Source organism: Rhodococcus sp. Leaf247 (assembly GCF_001426185.1).
Classification (GTDB): Bacteria; Actinomycetota; Actinomycetes; order Mycobacteriales; family Mycobacteriaceae; genus Rhodococcoides.
Genome location: NZ_LMRP01000001.1, coordinates 39602 through 61579 on the forward strand (window position 1 = coordinate 39602; position 21978 = coordinate 61579).

Annotated in this window: 22 protein-coding genes and 1 tRNA gene; 12 read left to right on the plus strand and 11 right to left on the minus strand. The window is 65.4% G+C overall.

The features are described 5' to 3' along the window. Window positions 1-59: 59 nt before the first annotated feature. Window positions 60-1538, minus strand: coding sequence for a 30S ribosomal protein S1 (gene rpsA / locus ASG64_RS00165; RefSeq protein WP_042573317.1), 1479 nt, complete (start codon window positions 1536-1538; stop codon window positions 60-62). A 361-nt stretch (window positions 1539-1899) separates the two neighbouring features. Between rpsA and ASG64_RS00170 the strand changes: the two genes are divergently transcribed. After that, the gene (locus tag ASG64_RS00170) at window positions 1900-2685 is read left to right on the plus strand and encodes a class I SAM-dependent methyltransferase (RefSeq protein ID WP_056072351.1); all 786 of its coding nucleotides are present in this window, start codon (window positions 1900-1902) and stop codon (window positions 2683-2685) included. A 5-nt stretch (window positions 2686-2690) separates the two neighbouring features. Here ASG64_RS00170 and ASG64_RS00175 read toward each other — a convergent pair whose 3' ends face one another. After that, window positions 2691-3809: an isocitrate/isopropylmalate dehydrogenase family protein gene (locus tag ASG64_RS00175; protein ID WP_056072353.1), complete on the minus strand. Its 1119-nt coding sequence runs from the start codon at window positions 3807-3809 to the stop codon at window positions 2691-2693. Window positions 3810-3829: 20 nt separating this feature from the next. On the opposite strand from ASG64_RS00175, the gene ASG64_RS00180 reads away from it, so the two are divergent. Continuing rightward, complete coding sequence (locus ASG64_RS00180; protein ID WP_056072356.1) at window positions 3830-4372, plus strand: 2'-5' RNA ligase family protein; 543 nt, start codon at window positions 3830-3832, stop codon at window positions 4370-4372. Here ASG64_RS00180 and ASG64_RS00185 read toward each other — a convergent pair. Both ASG64_RS00185 and ASG64_RS22185 read right to left on the minus strand, forming a co-directional pair. Next, window positions 4362-5252, minus strand: coding sequence for a DMT family transporter (locus ASG64_RS00185; protein ID WP_056069026.1), 891 nt, complete (start codon window positions 5250-5252; stop codon window positions 4362-4364). The genes ASG64_RS00180 and ASG64_RS00185 overlap by 11 nt on opposite strands. 1 nt (window position 5253) lies before the next feature. Further along, entirely contained in the window at window positions 5254-5379 is a 126-nt protein-coding gene (locus tag ASG64_RS22185; protein WP_268793312.1) for a hypothetical protein, read from the minus strand. A gap of 82 nt (window positions 5380-5461) precedes the next feature. On the opposite strand from ASG64_RS22185, the gene ASG64_RS00195 reads away from it, so the two are divergent. Beyond that, complete coding sequence (locus ASG64_RS00195) at window positions 5462-6460, plus strand: GlxA family transcriptional regulator (RefSeq protein WP_056069028.1); 999 nt, start codon at window positions 5462-5464, stop codon at window positions 6458-6460. A 102-nt stretch (window positions 6461-6562) separates the two neighbouring features. Further along, window positions 6563-6937: a thioredoxin gene (trxA, locus tag ASG64_RS00200; protein ID WP_042573313.1), complete on the plus strand. Its 375-nt coding sequence runs from the start codon at window positions 6563-6565 to the stop codon at window positions 6935-6937. Between the two features lie 70 nt (window positions 6938-7007). Here the strand turns inward: trxA and polA are convergent, their stop codons facing one another. Continuing rightward, window positions 7008-9671, minus strand: a complete 2664-nt coding sequence (gene polA / locus ASG64_RS00205) for a DNA polymerase I (protein WP_056069031.1) — start codon at window positions 9669-9671, stop codon at window positions 7008-7010. Between the two features lie 242 nt (window positions 9672-9913). Here polA and ASG64_RS00210 point away from each other — a divergent pair, with 242 nt between their 5' ends. The 4 genes from ASG64_RS00210 to ASG64_RS00225 are packed head-to-tail and all read left to right on the plus strand — an operon-like array spanning window position 9914 to window position 14079. Continuing rightward, window positions 9914-11260: a branched-chain amino acid ABC transporter permease gene (locus tag ASG64_RS00210; protein WP_197074689.1), complete on the plus strand. Its 1347-nt coding sequence runs from the start codon at window positions 9914-9916 to the stop codon at window positions 11258-11260. Window positions 11261-11262: 2 nt separating this feature from the next. Further along, a complete protein-coding gene (locus tag ASG64_RS00215; protein ID WP_042573310.1) occupies window positions 11263-12255 on the plus strand; it encodes a branched-chain amino acid ABC transporter permease in 993 nt (330 codons plus the stop codon). Beyond that, window positions 12245-13258, plus strand: coding sequence for an ABC transporter ATP-binding protein (locus ASG64_RS00220; protein ID WP_042573309.1), 1014 nt, complete (start codon window positions 12245-12247; stop codon window positions 13256-13258). Before ASG64_RS00215 ends, ASG64_RS00220 begins: the two co-directional genes overlap by 11 nt. Next, the gene (locus tag ASG64_RS00225) at window positions 13255-14079 is read left to right on the plus strand and encodes an ABC transporter ATP-binding protein (protein WP_042573308.1); all 825 of its coding nucleotides are present in this window, start codon (window positions 13255-13257) and stop codon (window positions 14077-14079) included. Before ASG64_RS00220 ends, ASG64_RS00225 begins: the two co-directional genes overlap by 4 nt. Window positions 14080-14399: 320 nt before the next feature. Here the strand turns inward: ASG64_RS00225 and ASG64_RS00230 are convergent, their stop codons facing one another. After that, window positions 14400-15743 carry an ABC transporter substrate-binding protein gene (locus ASG64_RS00230; RefSeq protein ID WP_042573306.1) on the minus strand — a complete coding sequence of 448 codons (1344 nt, stop codon included), beginning with the start codon at window positions 15741-15743 and terminating at the stop codon, window positions 14400-14402. A gap of 189 nt (window positions 15744-15932) precedes the next feature. After that, window positions 15933-16538, minus strand: coding sequence for an ANTAR domain-containing response regulator (locus tag ASG64_RS00235; protein ID WP_042573305.1), 606 nt, complete (start codon window positions 16536-16538; stop codon window positions 15933-15935). Window positions 16539-16686: 148 nt separating this feature from the next. Between ASG64_RS00235 and ASG64_RS00240 the strand changes: the two genes are divergently transcribed. Further along, window positions 16687-16763, plus strand: a tRNA-Leu gene (locus tag ASG64_RS00240). Between the two features lie 11 nt (window positions 16764-16774). On the opposite strand, the gene ASG64_RS00245 is transcribed toward ASG64_RS00240, so the two are convergent. Next, on the minus strand, window positions 16775-17152 hold the full coding sequence (locus ASG64_RS00245; protein ID WP_042573304.1) for a hypothetical protein: 378 nt from the start codon (window positions 17150-17152) through the stop codon (window positions 16775-16777). Between the two features lie 72 nt (window positions 17153-17224). Here ASG64_RS00245 and ASG64_RS00250 point away from each other — a divergent pair, with 72 nt between their 5' ends. The 3 genes from ASG64_RS00250 to ASG64_RS00260 are packed head-to-tail and all read left to right on the plus strand — an operon-like array spanning window position 17225 to window position 18821. After that, entirely contained in the window at window positions 17225-17671 is a 447-nt protein-coding gene (locus ASG64_RS00250; RefSeq protein ID WP_056069035.1) for an anthrone oxygenase family protein, read from the plus strand. Beyond that, window positions 17668-18165, plus strand: a complete 498-nt coding sequence (locus tag ASG64_RS00255; RefSeq protein ID WP_056069038.1) for a DNA-deoxyinosine glycosylase — start codon at window positions 17668-17670, stop codon at window positions 18163-18165. The genes ASG64_RS00250 and ASG64_RS00255 overlap by 4 nt, the downstream gene beginning before the upstream one ends. Further along, entirely contained in the window at window positions 18162-18821 is a 660-nt protein-coding gene (locus ASG64_RS00260) for a YoaK family protein (RefSeq protein WP_082518267.1), read from the plus strand. The genes ASG64_RS00255 and ASG64_RS00260 overlap by 4 nt, the downstream gene beginning before the upstream one ends. Before the next feature lie 16 nt (window positions 18822-18837). On the opposite strand, the gene ASG64_RS00265 is transcribed toward ASG64_RS00260, so the two are convergent. The 3 genes from ASG64_RS00265 to pyk form a co-directional block, all read right to left on the minus strand. Next, the gene (locus ASG64_RS00265) at window positions 18838-19215 is read right to left on the minus strand and encodes a helix-turn-helix domain-containing protein (RefSeq protein ID WP_052493121.1); all 378 of its coding nucleotides are present in this window, start codon (window positions 19213-19215) and stop codon (window positions 18838-18840) included. A 351-nt stretch (window positions 19216-19566) separates the two neighbouring features. Next, complete coding sequence (locus ASG64_RS00270; protein WP_056072359.1) at window positions 19567-20469, minus strand: acyl-CoA thioesterase; 903 nt, start codon at window positions 20467-20469, stop codon at window positions 19567-19569. Window positions 20470-20502: 33 nt separating this feature from the next. After that, the gene (pyk, locus tag ASG64_RS00275; protein WP_042573300.1) at window positions 20503-21921 is read right to left on the minus strand and encodes a pyruvate kinase; all 1419 of its coding nucleotides are present in this window, start codon (window positions 21919-21921) and stop codon (window positions 20503-20505) included. Window positions 21922-21978: the final 57 nt, after the last annotated feature.

Below are 21978 nucleotides of genomic sequence, written 5' to 3' on the forward strand. Positions count from 1 at the left end.
GGAAAGGCCCCGAACCGCATGCGGTTCGGGGCCTTCTCGTGGAGCGGTAGATCAGCGGATCATGCTCCGCCGGACAGCTTCTCGCGCAGTGCGGCGAGCTGAGCGTCACTGGCGAGCGATCCGCCGGTGGACTCGGGAGCTGCTGCAGCCGGTGCACCCTGTGCAGACGGGGTACCGGTCTCGGAGGAGTAGCCGGCCGCTGCGTTGGCAGCTTCCTGCGCCTCGTCCGCGGCGGTCTTCTCCATCTGAGCGGTGTGCATCTTGTGGCGACGCTCCGCCTCGGCGTAGCGGCCTTCCCACTCTTCACGCTGCTTGTCGAAGCCCTCGAGCCATTCGTTGGTCTCGGGATCGAAGCCCTCGGGGAAGACGTAGTTGCCCTGGTCGTCGTACGAGTCGGCCATGCCGTACTTGGACGGATCGAACTCGGCGGCGTAGTCCTCGTTGGCCTGCTTCAGCGACAGCGAGATACGGCGACGCTCGAGGTCGATGTCGATGACCTTGACCAACGCGTCGTCTCCGACGGTGACGACCTGGTCCGGGACCTCGACGTGGCGCTCGGCCAGCTCCGAGATGTGGACCAAGCCCTCGATGCCCTCTTCGACCCGCACGAATGCTCCGAAGGGAACCAGCTTGGTGACCTTGCCCGGGACGATCTGGCCGATCGCGTGGGTGCGGGCGAACTGACGCCACGGGTCTTCCTGCGTTGCCTTGAGCGACAGGGAGACACGCTCGCGGTCCAGGTCGACGTCGAGAACCTCGACGGTGACCTCGGTTCCGACCTCGACGACCTCGGACGGGTGGTCGATGTGCTTCCAGGACAGCTCGGACACGTGCACCAGGCCGTCGACGCCGCCGAGATCGACGAACGCGCCGAAGTTGACGATGGAGGAGACGACGCCCTTGCGGACCTGTCCCTTCTGGAGCTGGTGCAGGAACTCGCTGCGAACCTCGGACTGTGTCTGCTCGAGCCATGCGCGGCGCGAGAGGACGACGTTGTTGCGGTTCTTGTCGAGCTCGATGATCTTGGCCTCGATCTCCTTGCCGACGTACGGCTGGAGGTCGCGGACACGACGCATCTCGACGAGCGAGGCGGGAAGGAAGCCGCGGAGGCCGATGTCGAGGATGAGACCACCCTTGACGACCTCGATGACGGTGCCCTTGACGGCCTCGTCCTTCTCCTTGAGCTCCTCGATGGTGCCCCAGGCGCGTTCGTACTGTGCGCGCTTCTTCGACAGGATCAGACGACCCTCTTTGTCCTCCTTGGTGAGGACGAGAGCTTCGACCGCATCTCCCACGGAGACGACCTCGTTGGGGTCGACGTCGTGCTTGATGGAGAGCTCGCGAGAGGGAATGACGCCCTCGGTCTTGTAACCGATGTCGAGAAGAACCTCGTCACGGTCGACCTTGACGATCGTGCCCTCGACGATGTCGCCATCGTTGAAGTACTTGATCGTTGCGTCGATCGCGGCGAGAAAATCCTCGGCGGAGCCGATGTCGTTGACGGCTACCTGCGGCGAGGTGACGGTGGATGAGGCCATGTGGTGAGTTGCTCCGGACGGGTTGGGGTCGGTGGATGGATGTTCGGTCGGACAGACTCACGTTCTCGCGGACAGGACACGCGTACTGCCGTATCTTGGGCGCTGGTTCGAGAGCCAACGACGAACGCCTCCGGACACGCACCTGCGGATCGCTGACAGCGGGACCGGTGAGTACGCACGCGCGAAGGCGGACATTCGCGTATCGAAGACTACTCGGTGCCGTGTGCGGCGAGCAAACCCGGTTACGGTGTTGCGCGTGTCCGCAGAAACCCCCGCCGATCTCGGTGACCAGACCACCGCGAGCACCGGTGAGCACGTCGATCCGCCCGCCTCCTCGCCTCGTCGTCGAGGAGTCGACTCGGTGACGTCGGAGCGCGCGTCGCGCTCCTGGTGGGACCATGATTCCGCCGAATACCACCGTACCCATGGGGAGTTCCTCGGCACCGCCAGCGCGGGGGGAGAATTCGTCTGGTGCCCGGAGGGTCTGCACGAGGGCGACGTCCATCTGCTGGGTGACGTCGAGAACCGCGACGTCCTGGAGATCGGGTGCGGATCCGCCCCCTGCGCCCGATGGCTGGCGGGACACGGCGCCCGCGCAACGGCGCTCGACATCTCCGCGGGAATGTTGGCGTACGGAGCCGAGGCGATCGCGGCGCGCGAGGCCGTGTCGCCGGGCAGTCCGGCACCCGCGCTCCTGCAGGCCTCGGCCGAGAACCTGCCGTTCGCCGATGCGTCGTTCGACATCGCGTGTTCCGCCTTCGGCGCCGTCCCCTTCGTCGCCGACTCCGCGCGCGTGATGCGAGAGGTGCATCGGGTGCTGCGGCCCGGCGCACGGTGGGTGTTCTCGGTGAACCATCCGATGCGGTGGATCTTCCCGGACGACCCGGGACCGGTCGGCCTCACCGCGACGATCCCGTACTTCGACCGCACCCCGTACGCCGAGTTCGACTCGGACGGCACGGCGACCTACGTCGAGCATCACCGCACCGTCGGCGACCGCGTCCGGGAGATCGTCGCCGCGGGACTCACGCTGGTCAACATCGTGGAACCCGACTGGCCCGAATGGCTGGACCGTGAGTGGGGTCAGTGGTCACCGCTCCGCGGTGAACTGTTCCCCGGCACCGCGATCTTCTGCTGCGTGAAGTAGCGAGATCAGGCCCCGCGGACGACGTGCGCCGTCACCGTCTCGAGGAACTCGCTAGTGGACGCGAGCCCACCGATGTCGGCCGTACCCACTCCCGACGCGATCGTCGTGTCGACGGCGCTGCGGATGCGTCCACCGACATGCGCGAACTCGGACGGTCCGTCGCCGGCCGCCAGGTGCTTTAGCATCGCCGCGACCGAGAGCAGAACCGCCGTCGGGTTCGCACGGTTGTGTCCGGCGATGTCCGGCGCCGCGCCGTGTGCCGCCTGAGCCATGACTTTCGAATCGGACGCATTGATCGACGGCGCCATACCCAGTGACCCGGACAGCTCACCGGTGAGGTCGGAGAGGATGTCGCCGAACATGTTCTCCGCCACCAGAACGTCGAAGTCTCCACCCGACCGGACGAGCTTGGCAGTCACCGCGTCGATGTGTTCGTAGGCGACGCTCACGCTCGGGTGGCGTTCGCCGACCTCGGTGCAGACGTCCTTGAACAGACCCGTGGTGAGCCGTAGGACGTTGGTCTTGTGGACGACGGTCACGTGGCGACGTCGACTCTCGGCGATCCGGAAGGCCTGCTCGGCGATACGTTCGCATGCCCTGCGCGTGAAGACGCCGACCGCGAGAGCGACGTCGGGCGTCGGCATGAACTCGCCCGATCCGACGAACATGTTGCGGTCCGCGTAGAAGCCTTCGGTGTTCTCCCGCACGACGACCAGATCCATGGTGGGCGACACTGCCTTGACTCCCTGCAACGCCTTCGCCGGCCGGATGTTGGCGTAGAGGTCGAACTCCTTCCGGATGCGCCCGCCGGGAGTGAGTCGGCCTCGCAGCTCCTCCGGGTACGAGGCGCTGTCGTGCGGTCCCAGCACCCACGCGTCGAGTTCGGCCAACGCCGCCATGGTGTGCGCGGGCACGGCATCGCCGTACTCGTCCAGGGCATCGCGGCCGAACGGCAGTCGCTGCCAGTCGATCCGAGGCGCCGACATCGATTCGACGGCCGCGTCGACGATCCTGACGGCACCGGGAACGATCTCCTTGCCGATGCCGTCTCCGTCGAGAACTCCGATGGGATGGCCACCGCGCGAGGTACCCGACACGGACCCGGAACGTCGTTCGTTCGTCATGGCCGCCATCATTGCTCATCATGGTGCAGTCGGTGGAGCTCCTCCTGGACTCCGGTAGTGACGAATCGATCCGTCGTGAATGGAATTACCTCGCGGAACTGGGACTTCCCAGCCAGGCTCGACACACGGGGTCGTCGAACCGTCCACACATCACGATCGCGGTCGCCGCGAGTATCGACGACGATGCCGAGCGGCGGCTGACCGCGCTGATCGTGGACGGACGAGAGAACGGTGCGTGGCGATTCCCCGAGGCCGTGCGGCTGGGCGGGCTGGTGATGTTCGGCGGGTCACGCGCGGTACTCGCCCGTACGGTCGTCCCGTCGCCCGAACTACTCGACCTGCACGCCCGGGTCCACAGGATCCTTGCCGACTCCCCCGGCATCCCCCCGCATCTCGAACCGGGCCGCTACACGCCGCACGTGACCCTCGCGATGCGTATGCGACCGGACGACATCGGTTCCGGGAGTTCCCATCTGATCACCGACCTCCGCGACATCGAGGCGGAGGTCTCTGCTGTCCGGCGCTGGGACGGCGACGCGCGGGAGGACTGGCTCATCGGCTGACCGTCACCACCGCGGGGGCCGCGCGACGACGCGTCGTCACCAGAACGCCGACGATGATCAGGGCCGTTCCGATCACCGCGTTCCACGTCACCGCCTCCCCCAGCACGGCGGCACCGAGGGCGATGCCCACCACCGGGCTCAGATAGGTCACCGTCGACGCTGCAGCCGGACCCCACCCCGTCACGACGTTGGTCATCCACAGGAAGGCCAGGCCGGTCCCGGCGCAACCCAGTGCCAGCATCGACGCGACCACCGGGACGTCGAGGTGCACGGCCTGTCGGGCCACGACAGGCGTCGCCACCACCATCGCGACCGCTGCGATACCGATCTGCATCGTCGCCACGGCCAAGGCCGGTACCCGCAACGGGACGACGAACTTGCGCAGGTACACGAGAGCGATGCCGTACGACGCAGTTGCTCCCAGACACGCCATCTGCGCGCCGACGCTGCCCGCGAGCCCGGCCTGCCACGGCGAGAACACGGCCAGGATGCCGACGAATCCGAGCAGGAGTCCGACCGACCGCATCGCCGTCGGACGCTCGGCAGGCAGCACCACGAATGCCAACACGGTGGTCATGAGCGGCGTCGTCGCGTTGAAGATCGCCGCCGTCGCCGAGTCGATGTCCTGCTCCGACCACGCGAAGAGCAACCACGGGACGATGCACTGGAAGACCGCTAGGAAGCACGAATGCGCCCACACGACACCGCGGCGCGGCAACCGAACGTGCATGACGCGCAACAACACTCCGAGCGTGAGTGCTCCGAGGACAAGTCTCGCGAGAACCACCTGGGGAAAGCTCAGGCCTTCGAGCCCGATCTTCATGAACAGGAAGCTGGCTCCCCAGACGAGTGCAGCAGCGACGAATTGGAGACCCAGCACGTCAGAAACGATAGTCGCCGTGCTGGGTCACCTCGTCGTGAGTGTCCGGTACCCGACCGGCCGTCGCGAGCGATGCCAGCAGCACCAGAACCACCAGGAACCCCGAGAGAAGAACGAAGAATGTCATGCGAGAAATAGTCCGCCGCAGCGCTTTCCGGGAACAGTGGCAGGAATGACATATTTCATCGTTTTTCTGCCATACTGACTGCATGTTGTCGAAGGTCGTCGTTCCCCTGCTCCCTCTGACGGAGGCGTTCGAACTGGGCGTGGCGTGCGAGGTGTTCGGATTCGACCGGTCCGACGAGGGACTGCCGGTCTACGACTTCTCTCTCGTGGCGGCGGTCCCGGATCCGATACGGACGCGCTTCGGCTACACCATCGACGTCCCGCACGACCTCGACCGACTCGACGACGCCGACCTGATCATCGTTCCCGCCGGCGGCACCTCCGTCACGTTCGACGGGTCCTTCACATGCGGCACCGAGCACACGTACGACCTGGAGCCACTCCTGAGCAAGCTCCGCGCGGCGGTCGCGCGAGGAGCACGAGTCGCCAGTTTGTGCACCGGAGCTTTCGTTCTGGGTGAGGCCGGACTCCTCGACGGACGCCGCTGCACCACACACTGGCGCCACGCCGACGCGCTCGCCGCTCGCTATCCGGATGCTGCTGTCGACCCGAACGTCCTCTACGTCGACGACGATCGGGTGCTGACCAGTGCCGGAACCGCGGCGGGTATCGACCTCTGCCTGCACATCGTCCGGTCGGCGCAGGGCAGCGCCGTCGCCAACGGCATCGCGCGGCGCATGGTCGTCCCTCCGCACCGCGACGGCGGACAGGCTCAGTACGTCGCCGTTCCCGTCCCGGTGTGCGACTCGGAGACGTTGGCACCGCTCATCGACTGGATCACCGAGAACATCCGCCTGGACCTCACCGTGGAGGTCTTGGCCGCCGAGGTCTCGATGTCGCCCCGTACGTTCGCCCGACGCTTCCAGGCCGAGACCGGAACCACGCCGGCCCGGTGGATCAGCGACCAGCGGGTCCTGGCAGCGCAACGCCTCCTGGAATCGACCGATCTCTCCATCGACGCGGTCGCCGAGTCGGTGGGGTTCGGATCGGCCGCGGTCCTGCGCCAACATTTCGTGAGGCTCCGGCGCACGACGCCACAGGCTTATCGTCGGACCTTCCGCGCGGTGCCCGTCCCTGTGTGACCGGGTAAGAATGAAAACGCGGGGAATGCCGACCGGTGTGCGTGCGTTATGCGGGGCAGAAGGAACGTGCCGGCTATCGGCACCCGCGACGAAAGGATCCTTGTGGCAACGCAGACGCTGACGCAGCAGAACTTCGACGAGACCGTGACCGGCAACGATGTCGTTCTGGTCGACTTCTGGGCCGACTGGTGCGGACCGTGCAAGCAGTTCGCCCCGACCTTCGAGAAGTCGTCGGAGCAGCACCCCGACGTGGTCTTCGGCAAGGTCGACACCGAGGCCGAGCAGGGGCTCGCCGCAGCCGCGAACATCCGGTCCATCCCCACGTTGATGGCATTCCGTGAGGGCGTTCTCGTGTTCGCCCAGCCCGGCGCACTGCCCCAGGCTGCCCTCGAAGACCTGGTCGGGCAGATCAAGGGACTCGACATGGACGACGTGCGCAAGCAGATCGCCGAGCAGCAGGCGGCCGACGCGAAGTAGCGCACACACCGACGAAAGGCGGGCACCGGGTGATCCCGGTACCCGCCTTTCGTCGTCCTGCGCCGTCGCGTCAGTGCGCGGCGTCGTCCCAGGTGCGACCCGTGCCCACGGAGACGTCGAGCGGCACGGACAACTCGATGGCATGGGCCATCTTGTCCCGCACCAACGCCTCCACCTCGACGCGTTCGGACTCGACGACCTCGAGCACCAGTTCGTCGTGAACCTGCAGAAGCATCCGAGACGTGAGCGACGACTGTGCCAACGCCCGCTGCACGTCGATCATCGCGACCTTGATGATGTCGGCTGCCGTCCCCTGGATGGGCGCGTTGAGTGCGGCGCGCTCGGCCACTTCACGACGCTGACGGTTGTCGCTGGTGAGATCCGGGAGATAGCGCCGACGACCGTAGAGGGTCGAGGTGTACCCCACCTTGCGCGCAGCCTCGACCACTTCGTGAAGATAGTCGCGGACTCCACCGAACCGGGAGAAGTACGCCTCCATCTGCTCTTTGGCCTCGTCCGTCGAAATCTTGAGCTGCTGCGACAGCCCGTAGGCGCTGAGGCCGTACGCGAGCCCGTAGGACATCGCCTTCACGCGTCGGCGCAACTCCGGGGTGACCTCGTCGATGGGAACACCGAAGGCCCGCGATCCGACGAAGCTGTGCAGGTCCTCGCCGGTGTTGAACGCTTCGATCAATCCCTCGTCACCGGATACGTGCGCCATGATGCGCATCTCGATCTGGCTGTAGTCGGCCGTCATCAGCGTGTCGTAGCCCTCGCCGACGACGAACCCCTCGCGGATCCGTCGACCCGCGGACGTCTTGACCGGGATGTTCTGCAGATTGGGTTCGGTCGAGGACAACCTGCCGGTGGCGGCGATGGTCTGATTGAACGTGGTGTGGATGCGACCGTCGTCGCTGACCGACTTCAGCAGACCGTCGACGGTGACCTTGAGTCGCGTCGCGTCGCGGTGATCGAGCAGGTGACGCAGGAACGGATGCTCGGTCTTCTCGAACATGCTCTGCAGCGCTTCGGCATCGGTCGTGTAGCCGGTCTTGGTGCGCTTGGTCTTGGGCATGTCCAATTCGTCGAAGAGCACGACCTGCAACTGCTTCGGCGAACCGAGGTTGATCTGCTTGCCGATCACCACGTACGCGGCCTCGGCGGCAACGCTGACCTCGCCGGCGAACTGACTCTGCAGATCGTGGAGATGGTCGAGATCGATGGCGATACCGGTGTTCTCCACCGTCGCCAGAACGTCCAGGAGCGGAAGTTCCATGTCGGACAGTAATGGCGCCGACTCGATCTCGGCCAGTTCACGATCGAGGGCGTCCGCGAGATCCAGAACTGCCTGCGCGCGCAGGATCTCACCCTCCGCCACGGCAGCCTGCGTCTCGTCCTCACTGTCGAGCAACGACAGCTGCGCATCCCCTGCATCCTCTACGCGCAGTTCGCGTTTGAGGTAGCGCAGCGACAGGTCGTCCAGGGCGAAGCTGCGTTGCCCCGGCCGGACCAGATACGCGGACAGGGCAGTGTCACTGGTGAGCCCGGCGACCGGCCATCCGCGGCCACGAAGCGCATGCAGGGCCCATTTGGCCTCGTGCAACGCTTTCGGCCGCGACTTGTCCGCGAACCACCGTGCGAGCGCCTGCTCGTCCTCCTCGGTGAGTCCGATCGTCTCGATGTACGCACCCTCACCGTCGGCGGCGGCGAATGCGACGGATGTGGCGTCCCCGTCGAACGGTGAGCGAGTCCCCACCACGGACAGTCCGGTCCTGACTCCGTCGCTGGTGTGCGTGTCCAACCACTCGCCCAGCTCGCCCGGCTCGAGCGCTCGACCGCTGACCTCGAAGCCCTCTTCCGCTTCGGGCTCTGTGGACGACAACGTCGCGAACAGTCGATCGCGGAGAACACGGAACTCGAGATCGTCGAACAGCGCGTGGACCCGATCCCGGTCCCACGGCGCCAGTTGCAGCTGATCGGGTGTGTACGGCAACGGGACATCGCGCACCATCTCGGTGAGCTGGCGGTTGAGGATCACGCTGGAAAGGTTGGCCCGCAGGGCGTCCCCGACCTTGCCGCGCACGGTATCGACCTTGTCGACCAGTTCGTCGAGGCTGCCGAACTCCTTGATCCACTTCGTCGCCGTCTTCTCCCCCACCCCCGGAATACCCGGCAGGTTGTCGCTCGGATCCCCGCGCAGCGCAGCGAAATCCGGGTACTGGGCAGGGGTGAGCCCGTACTTGCTCTCGACTTCGGACGGAGTGAACCGCGTCAGGTCGGAGACACCCTTGCGTGGGTACAGCACGGTCACCTGATCGTTGACCAGCTGCAGCGAATCGCGATCACCCGTGACCACGAGGACGCGATATCCGGCCGCCACTGCCTGCGTCGTCAAGGTCGCGATGATGTCGTCGGCCTCGAAGCCGGGCTCCGCCATGACCGGAATACCCAGGGCCCCGAGGACATCCTTGGTGATGTCGATCTGACCCGCGAACTCGTCGGGAGTCTTGATGCGATTGGCCTTGTACTCGGGAAACTTCTCCGCCCGGAAGGTCTGGCGTGAGACGTCGAAAGCAGCGCCCACGTGTGTGGGCGCCTCGTCGCGCAGCAGGTTGATCAGCATGGAGGTGAATCCGTAGACAGCGTTGGTGGTCTGCCCACTCGTGGTCTTGAAGTTCTCGGCGGGGAGCGCGTAGAAGGCTCGATACGCCACCGAGTGACCGTCGATCAGCATCAGCAGGGGCGAGGACTCGGTTACTGGACTCACCCCGTCAGTCTAGGGACGACGACCGACATCTCCGCCGTCGGCGCTCGCCCGCTTCGAAACAAGACCGCAACATCGAAGAAATCGAAGCGGCCGTTTTCGATACCTCCAGCCCGATAGAGTCCGACAATTGCAAGCACTGCCGAGACAACTCGGCGTTATTCGACCGTCCGAGAGGACCCCGCGTGCCCCCCTCGAGTCCTCGACGGCCCGTGCGATCCGTGGCTACCGCCACGATCGTCCGCGCGCTCGTCGTCGTTCTCCTCGGCCTCATCGCTGCTGCCACCGTCGGTGGAACAGCCCTGGCCCAGGAACCCACTCCCGCTCCTACCCCGAGCTCCAGCTCACCACCCGCGAGCAGCTCCTCGACTCCCCCGGCAGATGCGGTCGACGTCAGCGGCAGCCTGAACAATGCGGGCGAACGCCTCGTCGGTGTCGACGTTCTCGCACTCGACGGCTCCGACGCCGAAGTCGCACGCACCACGTCCGCGGAGGGAGGCCGGTGGACGCTCCCCGTCTCCCCCGGTGACTACACCTTCCGCGTCGACCCCGAAACCCTGCCCGACGGCGTGTCGGTCCAAGGCGACGTCGAACGCACCGTGGTCCAGGGCCGCGCCAACACCGTGATCTTCAGCTTCGGTGAAGAGCGCAGCGCGACCGTGGTGCCGTTCTACGAGAAGTTCCTCCGCACGACCATCGACGGACTGCGGTTCGGACTGGTCATCGCGCTCGCCGCGATCGGTCTGAGCCTGATCTTCGGCACGACCGGCCTCACCAACTTCGCCCACGGAGAACTGGTCACGCTCGGTGCGGTCGCAGCATGGGTCTTCAACCAGAAGCTCGGGATCCAGTTGATCCCGGCAACGATCCTGGCGGTGATCGTCGGTGTGGCGGTCGGCTGGGCGAACAACGCCGGACTGTGGAGACCACTGCGCAGACGTAAGACGGGTCTGATCGGCCAGCTCGTCGTGTCGATCGGCCTCGCTATCGCCCTGCGATACCTGATCCTCATCTTCTTCTCCGACCGCGCCGAGCCGTACAAGGACTACCAGGCGCAGGTGCAGCGTGAATGGGGGCCGTTCGCCATCACGGACGTCAACCTCGCCTGCATCGTCATCAGCATCGTGGTGCTCGTTCTCGTCGCTCTCATGCTGCAGAAGACCCGCATCGGCAAGGCCATGCGTGCCGTCGCGGACAACCGCGACCTCGCGGCGTCGTCGGGCATCAACGTCGAGCGTGTCGTCACGTTCGTCTGGTGCATGGGCGGCGGACTCGCTGCCCTGGGCGGCGTCCTGTTCGGGCTCTCCGAGCTCGGCGGTCGCGTCCAGTGGGAGATGGGCTTCAAGCTCCTCCTGCTCATGTTCGCCGGTATCACCCTCGGTGGACTGGGAACTGCCTACGGCGCGCTCCTGGGCTGTGTCATCGTCGGACTGCTGGTGCAGTGGTCGACGCTCGTGATCAACCCCGACCTCAAATACATCGGAGGATTGCTCGTCTTGATCGTCATCCTCATCGTCCGGCCGCAAGGCATCCTGGGCTCGCGGCAAAGGATCGGCTGACCATGGATATCGTCGGAGCAATTCAGGTATCGCTCGCCCAGCTCGTCGGGCCGTCAGCGATCTTCTACGCACTTCTCGCCATCGGCCTCAACCTGCACTTCGGCTACGCCGGACTGCTCAACTTCGGACAGATCGGCTTCGCACTCCTCGGTGGGTACGGCGTCGGCATCATGACCATCACCTACGAGCAGCCGTTGTGGCTCGGCATCATCGTCGGACTGGCCGCCGCAGGGTTGTTGGCTCTGGTTCTCGGCATCCCGACGCTGCGACTACGAGCCGACTATCTGGCCATCGTCACGATCGCGGCGTCCGAGATCCTGAGGCTCGTCTTCCGATCCACCGCGTCCAACGGTGTCACCGGATCAACCAACGGCCTCTTCGGCTTCGCCGATCCGTTCACCAATCTCAGCCCGTTCGACTCGGGCAAGCAGTACTCGTTCGCCGGCGTGAAGTTCTACGGCGACGACCTGTGGGCGATGGTCGTCGGGTGGTCGCTCGTGATCATCCTGTGCGGCCTCGTCTATCTGCTCACCCACAGCCCATGGGGACGCGTGCTCAAGGCCGTGCGTGAGGACGAGGATGCTGCGCGCTCGCTCGGCAAGAACGTCTTCGTCTACAAGATGCAGGCGCTGGTTCTCGGCGGTGTCATCGGCGGCATGGGCGGCGTGTTCAACGCCCTCCAGACCAAGTCGATCAACCCCGACTTCTACTCGACCGCGCAGACCTTCTTCGCTTTCGGAGCACTGATCCTGGGCGGCGCCGCCACGGTGTTCGGACCGGTCGTCGGAGCGATGCTGTTCTGGTTCCTGCTCTCGATCCCCGACGTCCTGCTGCGTCAGGCTGCCGCGGGCCCCGACCCGTTCATCCCCATGACCGAACAGCAGGTCGGCGCAACACGATTCGTTCTCCTCGGCATCCTCATCGCGGTGCTGATGATCTTCCGCCCGCAAGGACTGCTGGGCAACAAGCGGGAGGTACAGCTCGATGCCAAGTAACACCATCGCGGCACGCAAGCCGCTCTCCGCGGAGGTGCGCGCCGCGCTCTTCGCGGACGTCGCCAACACACCCGGCGTCGCCAAGCCCGACCCGACCATGGTCGTCGACGGTGTGTCCCGTACGTTCGGCGGCCTCAAGGCTGTCGACGTGGCGCACCTCGAGATCCAGCGTGGGTGCATCACCGGTCTGATCGGCCCGAACGGCGCCGGCAAGACGACTTTGTTCAACCTGCTCACCGGCTTCGATCAGCCGGACACCGGCACCTGGTCCATGGACGGCAAGTCTCTCGGCAAGATGACACCCCACCAGGTGGCACGCCACGGAGTGGTGCGCACCTTCCAGCTGACGAAGGCACTGTCGAAACTGACTGTGCTGGACAACGTCCGCCTCGGCGCCACGGGCCAGAAGGGTGAGCGGATCTTCAACACGCTCATGCCGTGGACGTGGAAGGCGCAGGAGCGCGAAGTCACCGAACGAGCCAACGACCTGCTGGCGCGATTCAAGCTCGACGCCAAGGCCGACGACCTCGCGGGGTCGCTATCGGGCGGTCAGCGCAAGCTCCTCGAGATGGCGCGCGCACTGATGACCGATCCGGCGGTGGTCATGCTGGACGAGCCCATGGCGGGTGTGAATCCGGCTCTGACGCAGAGCCTTCTGGGCCACATCAAGTCGCTGCGCGACGACGGCATGACCGTCGTCTTCGTCGAGCACGACATGGACGTCATCCGCGACATCAGCGACTGGGTCGTCGTCATGGCTCAGGGCAGTGTCATCGCGGAGTCCGCACCGGCACAGCTGGCGGACAACGAGGCAGTCGTCGACGCCTACCTCGGAAGCCACCACGACCAGGCCCTCGAGTTCGACGCCGACGGCAACCCCGTGGGGGCCACCGCAGAGCTGGCGGAGGCACTCGAGCAGGCCGAGGTGCAGACCCTGGAAGCGGGCGGCGACCTCTCCGAGGCCGAGCCCGAGATCGCGCTGGACAAGAGGACCACGACATGACCGAATCCGGAGCAACCACATCCGGGGAAACCGGGCTCACCGCAGCGGAATTCGCGGCGACACCGGATGAACACCGCCGCCTGGCAACCGACGCGCTCGTGCGCGCCGACGACCTGGTGGCCGGGTACATCCCCGGCGTCAACATCCTGAAGGACTGCAACTTCTACCTGAACGACGGCGAGATCGTCGGCATCATCGGACCGAACGGTGCCGGCAAGTCGACACTGCTCAAAGCGCTGTTCGGGCTCATCCCCATCCGTAGCGGCGCGGTCACCCTGCGCGGAGACAACATCACGTCCGCCGAAGCGCATGTGTTGGTGACCAAGGGCGTCGGCTACGTTCCGCAGACGCAGAACGTGTTCCCCTCGCTCACTATCGAGGAGAACCTCGAGATGGGGATCTACCTGCGGCCGAAGAAGTTCCAGGAGCGGTTCGACTTCGTCAGCGAACTGTTCCCGCTGCTCTCCGAGCGTCGAAAGATCAAGGCGGGCGCACTGTCCGGCGGTGAGCGCCAGATGGTGGCCATGGGCCGCGCCCTGATGATGGAACCGTCCGTGCTGCTGCTCGACGAGCCGTCGGCGGGTCTGTCCCCCATGTTCCAGGACGAGGTGTTCATCCGCTGCAAGAAGATCAACGCGGCAGGTGTCTCGATCATCATGGTCGAGCAGAACGCCCGTCGATGCCTGCAGATCTGCGACCGCGGTTACGTTCTCGATCAGGGCAAGAACGCGTACACCGACACGGGTACGAATCTGATGAACGATCCCAAGGTCATCGAGCTCTACCTCGGCACGCTCGCGGGGAGCAAAGAGAAGAAGTAGTACCCGCACACCGACAGGGGCGCTCCGAGTTCACTCGGGGCGCCCCTCTCGTTGTCTGCGCCCCCTCGGCGAGTACGTCCATAGTGTCGTCGACACAGCTCGATTCACGGCGTTATGGACGTACTCGCGGCCGATGCACTCTGCGCACGGCGCCGAACAGGTGCTAGCGGGTTCCCGCAACGGTTCCGGCAACCTGCAGCGGCTGCAACCGTTGCACGTTGCCGGAACCGTTGCAGGTGGCGATCGTCGGGAGGCGAGCCCCGCGACAACAGAACGGGCCCGACTCCAGTGGAGTCGGGCCCGTTCGGGGTTACTGCAGATCAGCCGCCGACGACGATGTAGTCCTCGGTGGTGAGCTTGTTGTCAGGTCCGAAGACCAGCTTGCCGTACGAACCGACTGCAGGCTCGCCGCCGTCGGTGAAGCTGAGCTGACCGGTGACACCGTCGTAGTCGATGTCGGTTCCGGCCTTGACCAGCGGCAGGCACTCCTGGAACGTCGTGCACTTCGTTCCGTCCTTGGTGACGGAGTTGATGTTCGCCGCGATGTCGACGCCGGCCGTGGACTTGGCCTGCTCGGCAGCGAGAGCGGAGATCACGACTGCGTCGTAGGACTCACCGGCGTAGTTGAAGTCGACCAGAGCCGGGTTGACGGCCTTGAGTCGATCCTGGAAGCCCGCACCCACGTCGGTGAGCGGGGTGGTTCCACGCATGGTGTCGAGCAGTCCCGCGCCGACAGCCTCGCCGAGCGCGTTGCCCATGTTGCCGTCGACACCGTAGACAGCAGTGCCGTCCGACGGTCCGATGCCGATCTCGTGCATACGGGTGATGATCTTCGCCGACTCCTCGAAGCCGATGATGGCGACCGCGTCAGGGTTGAAGTTCTTCACCTGGTCGACCTCGGCGTTGAACGACTGCGCGTTGGGGTCGTAGATGATCTTCTGGATCTGATCGGAGGCGACGCCGGCGTCCTCGAGGTTGGTGACCGTGTTGCTGGCCAGACCGGTGCCGTACGGGTCGTTCAGCGCGAGGATGGACACACGCTGTCCGCCGTCCTCGGAGATGAGCTGCGAGAGGGCCTGCGCCTGAAGCACATCGGTCGGGGCGGTACGGAAGTACTGACCCTTGTCCGGGTAGCAGACGAATTGGTCCGAGGTGTTGGCCGGCGAGATCTGGACGACGCCTGCGCTGGCGATCTTGTCGATGACCTTGAGGGACACCGAGGACGATGCCGCACCGAGGATGACGCTGGCACCGGCCGCGAGCTCGCGGTCGACGGTGCTGTTCGCGGTGTCGGTGGTGGTGTCGCCCGAGTCGCCGGGGATGAGTTCCATCGGCTGGCTCAGGACGCCGCCGGCGCCGTTGATGTCGTTGACGGCCAGCTGGACGCCGGCGACCTCGGGCGGTCCGAGGAAGGCCAGGCTGCCGGTCTCCGGAAGAAGTGTGCCGAGCTTGAGGGGGGTGGTCACCGGTGTCGCGCCGGCAGTTGCCTGTTCGGGCGTGCAGTCGGTGCTCACGGTTGCTTCCGCCGAAGCGGATGCGGAAGATCCGCCGGCAGCACTGCTCTCGCTGCCGGAACTCGAATCGTCGCTCGAGGAACAGCCGAACAGGGCGAGCGAGGCGACGCTCACCACTGCAGCCGTCCGAACGATGGTTCGTCTTGCCATCTGTCGTCTCCTAGAAATATGTGCGTCACGCACCCGATACCGCGACGCTCGTGAAGGAGAACCTATCGTTCCGGGACCGTTCGCGACCTCTGGAACAAGCCCTGTGACCTTACTGTGACGTGTTGGCAGCGAGTTTTAACGTGGCCGTAGCCTGGCACAGTCGTCACGGCCGGTTCGTGCCCCGGAATCTCACGAAGCGGGCGTATTTCCCAGCGTCTCGATGACCACGGCAGCAACCGCTTTCATGGTGGTGCGGCGGTCCATGGCGGCACGTTGGATCCACGTGAACGCGTCCGGTTCCGACAACGACTGCGACGTCATCAACAGGCCCTTCGCGCGCTCGATCAGCTTGCGGGTGTCCAAACGATCGGTGAGATCCGCGATCTCCGTCTCGAGCGCGGAGATCTCCGTGAACCGACTGGCGGCAAGTTCCACGGCCGGCACCAGGTCGGCCTTGGTGAAGGGTTTGACCAGATACGCCATCGCGCCGGCATCTCGTGCTCTCTCGACCAGCTCACGCTGACTGAACGCCGTCAGGATCACAACAGGCGCCAACCGGGCAGCGGCGATTTCCGACGCGGCGTCGATGCCGTCACGACGAGGCATCTTCACATCCATGATCACCAGATCGGGCAGCAGAGCGCGCACCAGATCGACGGCTTCCTGTCCGTCGGCCGCTTCACCGACGACGTCGTAGCCCTCTTCGCGCAGCATCTCGACCAGGTCCAGGCGGATCAACGACTCGTCCTCCGCCACGACCACGCGCTTCGCCGCCGGAGCAACCGGTGTGTTCATCGTGGACTCGTCCTCTTCTACTCACTGGCGGTTCTTCCCACCCGTCGAACACGGCCGCCCCGCAGGGCACCGTCAGGGTACCGGTGCACCGGCGTCGGCACCGATCTTCTACACTCGGTGACCGCACCATTCGCCGAGCGAGTGGTCCGCCCTCGTATCCCAATTGGCAGAGGAAACGGATTCAAAACCCGTGCAGTGTGAGTTCGAGTCTCACCGAGGGCACCACGTTCCACACGTCAGGTCATCGACCGAACATCCAGCGACAGAGCGAATCCCACGTCGTCGCGTCCTGTCGTCAGCCGCACGACATGCCTCCCGATGCGTCGACAGGTGAACGAGATCGGGAATGCGACCGCCTGCTGCTCGCCGTCGATGCGGCCGCTGACGGGCAACTCGAACACGTGGAGCGGCTCGTCCTCTCCGTCCGTGATCTGCACCTGCAGGCGACCGCCGTCGGCGTCGTCCGGGCCGCGCTGCAGGAGTACCACCAGATACGCCTCGACGGGCTGTTCCAACGACGGAAGGACGCACCAGTCCCAGATTCCTCCGAGGACGTCGAGCTTCTGGTCCGACTGCCTCGCGTAGTCCGCGAAGAATGCACTCGTGACGATCAACGGCCGGTCCTTTCCCTGCGAGCCACACGCGTCTGATTCGATGGCAGGACTGCCGCACAGAAAGGGTCCGCCGTGACCGCTCTCCTGATCGTCGCTGGACTCGGATCCGCCCTCGTGTCGGGGATTCTTCTCGCGTTCTCCCTCGCCGTGATGCCGGCATTGGCATCACAGCCCGCGTCGTCGGCCGCCGCGGTGATGAACCGCATCAACGTGGTCATCGTCGCTCCCCTCTTCATGGTTCTCCTGTTCGGCACCGCGGTGGCCACCGTCGCTGCCGCCGTGACGGCTGTCCTCGAGCCTGGCATACCCGCATCGCTCGTCGTGCTCGCAGCGGTCCTCTACGTCGGTGGATGCGTCGGTGTGACCGTCGTCGTCAACGTGCCTCTGAACAACCGCCTCGCTGCGCGCGACGACGTCTGGCCCGAATTCCTGCTCCGGTGGACGCGGTGGAACCACGTCCGCGTTCTCGCCGGGGTCGCGTCGTCGATCCTGCTGCTCGCCGCCGGGGTGGCGCAGTGACCGTCGTCCACAGTTTCGCGCCCCTCGTGGGCGCGAGTCCGCACACCCTCCTTCTCGGATCCATGCCGGGCGTGGCCTCGCTGCGCGCGGGACAGTACTACGCACACCCGCGAAATGCGTTCTGGCCGATCATGGCTCAGCTCGTGGACTTCCGCGCCGACGATCCATACGACGACCGTGTCGCGGCACTCACCGCGTCCGGTATAGCGGTGTGGGATGTTCTCGAACTCTGCACGCGCGAGGGAAGTCTGGACTCCGCCATCGACGCCGACACCGCCGTGGCCAACGACCTTGCGGGCTTCGTCACCGATCATCCGACCGTCCGCCGAATCTTTCTCAACGGTGCCGCCGCCGAGAAGCTTTTCCTCCGACATGTCCGGTTGCCCCGCGCCGTGACGTGCCGGCGGCTCCCCTCGACGAGCCCGGCGCACGCGTCGTCGACACTGGCCGAGAAGACCGAGGCGTGGCGCGTGGTCGTGGAGGTGTCCCCGTGACCACCACGTCCACCAGCCTGCGATTCGCTCTCATCGTGACGGCTGCGAGCGGATTCCTCGACGCGTACACCTTCGTCTCCCGTGGTGGCGTGTTCGCCAACGCGCAGACCGGCAACGTCATCTTCCTGGCCATCGAACTCTCGCGTACACAGTGGAGCGCGGCCGCCGATCACCTCTGGCCTCTTCTGGCGTTCGTCGTCGGAGTGGTGATCGCGAACGTCATCAAGTCCGGGCGAGCCGAACGCCACGTGCATCGGCCGATCCGATGGTCTGTCGCAGCTCAGGCCGCGATCCTCGCGGTCGTCGGTTTCGTCCCCGACACCGTTCCGAACGCGCTGGTCACCGTCCCCATTGCGTTCATCGCATCCCTGCAGTTCGCGCTGTTCCGCACGATCGGCGACCTCAACTTCATCGCCGTGGCGATGACCGGCAACCTCATGCGGTTCACCGACGCAGGCTTCGCCGCCCTCGTCGACCGTGATCCCGCCGGCAGGCGTGCCGTTCGCGTCTACAGCGCCGTCATCGCCGTCTTCGCGCTCGGTGCGCTCGCGGGCGCGGCGGCCACGGAAACGATCGGCGTGCGGGCAGCATGGATTCCCGCAGCAGTTCTGGCCGCCACGCTGATCATCTTCCTGATCGACGAGCGCGCGGAGTAGGACCGACGACGGTCCGTCAGTGCACGGTGTGATGCGACATGTCGACCGCGACGACGTCCTCGTGCGACGGCCGATCGACCAGGCGTCGACGGATGGCTGTCACCAGTTCCTCGTCCGTCAACGCCGCGGCGCTGGCAGCGAGTTCGATTCTGGCGTCGACCTCGTGCGGCGCCAGATACCGTGCGACCACCAGCGCCTCGACCGGATTACGGCCGAAGTGCCGCGCGACAGCGATGACGCGATCGGCACTCGGCGTGTTCTTCCCCAACTTCCATCTCGAGACCGACGCGGGATCCACCCCTGCTGCCCGCGCGATCTCCACTTGTGATGCTCTGTCTGTGACGCGGTTCAAGTACTCCCACCACGTCTCCCCCACCCCGGACGTCTCACCCATGGCGCGAACACTACTGACATCGACGCAACTCGAGCCAGAGTGTGTCGATTGCCGCGGCGCTATTGCGTGTGTACCTTTCGTGTCGTGCGCGCAACGAGCGCGACACGATCGATCACTGGGGGGTAATCGATGGCGAATCTCGCGCTGGATCGTGACGGCTTGGAACGACTACGTCGCTACGCGGAGATCACGACGGACGGACAGTTGGCGGAACGAATCGGGGTCGATCCCGCCACCGTCTCCCGCATTCTCAGCGGAAAATGCTTGCCCGGAACAAAATTCATCGCAGGCGTACTCGCGGAATTCGGACGTGACTGCTTCGCCGACATATTCGTCATCGTCGCCGACGACTCACCGCGTCGGAAAATGGCGGATCAGACCTTCCTGAACAACCGTCGCCACCAATTCACCACTGCGAGAGAAGAATCGACCCGTCGCCAATCCCCGTGAGCCGGCGGCTACCGGGGATTCGGTGGCGTAGAGCATCCACTCGTCGAACCGGAAGGGTCGATGGAACCAGATCGAGTGGTTGACCGTGGCCGCGACGATGCGATCCAGTCCCCAGGACAATCCGTGCGTCGTGATGATGGAGTCGAGCACAGTCGTGTCCGACGCGTACCCCATCGTCGCGACGTGCAGGTTCGGATCGTCCGGCAACGGTCCGTCGGCCTTCATCCACACGCGATTGTGGTTCAGGCGTTCCCCCGTGCCTTTCATGATCCAGGCCGGATCATTGGCGTAGCGCATGTCGATGGGTTTCAACGCGTCGACGAACATCTTCAGTCGGTCTTCGTATCCGTCGAAGTGATTGCCCAGCGGTGGAAGCAGTTCCGGGTAATCGACCTCCGGCAACTCCACGCTGTGCTCGAGTCCCCCGCGAGCGTCCTGGAACGCGGCCAGCATCACGAACAGCTCTTCGCCGTCCTGGTACGCCGTGACCTGACGGTTCGCGAAGGCTCGGCCGTCCCGGTGCCGATCGACCCGATACTCGATGTCGCGCTTGACATCTCCTCCGCGCACGAAATGAGCATTGATCGCGTGAACAGGTCTGCCGCCGGACACCGTCCGCCCCGCGGCGATCAAACCCTGTGCCACCAACTGTCCGCCGAACGTCCTACTACCGACCTCCGCCGGATGACGCCCGACGAACGTGTCCTCGCCCGTATCGGTCAGATCCAGAATGTCCAACAACACGCTCAGGTCGCGTGAGCGCCCTGTCGTGACAGTCGTCGCGTCCCCCCGACGCTCCGACAGGTCGTCTCCGACCGTCCCCCCCGCTTCGGTCACTTACCGGTCCTCTTCTCCGATTCGATGCACGTGGATCAAGTTGGTGGAGCCTACAGTGCCGGGAGGAGCACCGGCGACGATGACGACCTGGTCACCGCGGTTGTACCGATCGAGCTCGAGCAACGACTTGTCCACCTCGCGCACCATCCCGTCCGTGGTGTCGACGAAGGGAACGAGGAACGTCTCCGTTCCCCACGTCAGCGCCAGCTGGCTGCGGACCTCGGGGATGGACGTGAAAGCGAGCAGAGGCAGGCGCGAATGTAGACGAGCCATACGCCGAACGGTGTCACCGGACTGCGTGAACGCGACCAGGGCGCGCGCGTCCAGACGCTCGCCGATGTCGCGCGCCGCATAGGAGATGACGCCGCGCTTGGTACGGGGGGTGTGTGTGAGGGCGGGAACTGCATCACCCTCCATCTCGACGGTCTCGACGATGCGGGCCATGGTGCGCACCGTCTCCATCACGAACTTGCCGACGGAGGTCTCACCGGACAGCATCACCGCGTCGGTACCGTCGAGCACCGCGTTCGCGACGTCGGATGCCTCCGCGCGGGTGGGGCGGGAGTTCTCGATCATCGACTCGAGCATCTGCGTGGCGACGATGACCGGCTTGGCGTTGGCGCGCGCGATCTGGATGGCGCGCTTCTGCACCAGCGGCACCTGCTCGAGCGGGAGCTCCACGCCGAGGTCACCGCGAGCGACCATCACCGCGTCGAATGCGAGAACGATGGCTTCGAGGTTGTCGACTGCTTCGGGCTTCTCGATCTTCGCGATGACCGGCACTCGGCGGCCGACTCGATCCATGATCGCGTGCACGAGCTCGATGTCCGCCGGAGACCGCACGAAGGACAGTGCGATGAAGTCGACGCCCAGCGCGAGGGCGAACTCCAGATCCTCGGTGTCCTTCTCGGACATGGCGGGAACGGAGACGTCCATACCGGGGAGCGAGACACCCTTGTTGTTGCTGACGGGGCCACCCTCGGTCACGCGACAGAGAACATCGTTGCCCTCGACATCGGTGACGACGAGACCGACCTTGCCGTCGTCCACGAGCAGGCGATCGCCCGGCTTCGCGTCTTGCGCAAGCTCTTTGTAGGTGGTGGACACCCTGTCGTGGGTGCCTTCGCACTCCTCGACGGTGATGCGGATCAGCTCGCCGTTGGCCCAGGTGGTCTTACCCTCCTTGAAGCGGCCGAGGCGGATCTTCGGACCCTGGAGGTCGGCGAGGATGCCGACGGCTTTGCCGGTGGCGTTGGACGCCGCCCGCACTCGCGTGTAGTTCGCTTCGTGATCGGGGTAGTCACCGTGGCTGAAATTGAGTCGAGCGACATCCATTCCGCTCTCGACGAGCTCCCTGATCTTCTCGTCGGTGGCTGTCGCTGGTCCCAGAGTGCATACGATCTTCGTCCGTCGGGTCACACGTGCAAGCCTAGTCCCCGCGACACCCGATTCCTATCGAAGTGGCGGCGCTATGTC

Coding starts and splice junctions, on each gene's coding strand:
- rpsA (WP_042573317.1), bottom strand. CDS start 1,538: ATGGCCTCATCCACCGTCACCTCGCCGCAGGTAGCCGTCAACGACATC.
- ASG64_RS00175 (WP_056072353.1), bottom strand. CDS start 3,809: ATGACGAACGAACGACGTTCCGGGTCCGTGTCGGGTACCTCGCGCGGT.
- ASG64_RS00180 (WP_056072356.1), top strand. CDS start 3,830: ATGGTGCAGTCGGTGGAGCTCCTCCTGGACTCCGGTAGTGACGAATCG.
- ASG64_RS22185 (WP_268793312.1), bottom strand. CDS start 5,379: ATGACATTCTTCGTTCTTCTCTCGGGGTTCCTGGTGGTTCTGGTGCTG.
- ASG64_RS00195 (WP_056069028.1), top strand. CDS start 5,462: ATGTTGTCGAAGGTCGTCGTTCCCCTGCTCCCTCTGACGGAGGCGTTC.
- polA (WP_056069031.1), bottom strand. CDS start 9,671: ATGCTGATCGACGGTCACTCGGTGGCGTATCGAGCCTTCTACGCGCTC.
- ASG64_RS00215 (WP_042573310.1), top strand. CDS start 11,263: ATGGATATCGTCGGAGCAATTCAGGTATCGCTCGCCCAGCTCGTCGGG.
- ASG64_RS00220 (WP_042573309.1), top strand. CDS start 12,245: ATGCCAAGTAACACCATCGCGGCACGCAAGCCGCTCTCCGCGGAGGTG.
- ASG64_RS00225 (WP_042573308.1), top strand. CDS start 13,255: ATGACCGAATCCGGAGCAACCACATCCGGGGAAACCGGGCTCACCGCA.
- ASG64_RS00230 (WP_042573306.1), bottom strand. CDS start 15,743: ATGGCAAGACGAACCATCGTTCGGACGGCTGCAGTGGTGAGCGTCGCC.
- ASG64_RS00235 (WP_042573305.1), bottom strand. CDS start 16,538: ATGAACACACCGGTTGCTCCGGCGGCGAAGCGCGTGGTCGTGGCGGAG.
- ASG64_RS00265 (WP_052493121.1), bottom strand. CDS start 19,215: ATGGGTGAGACGTCCGGGGTGGGGGAGACGTGGTGGGAGTACTTGAAC.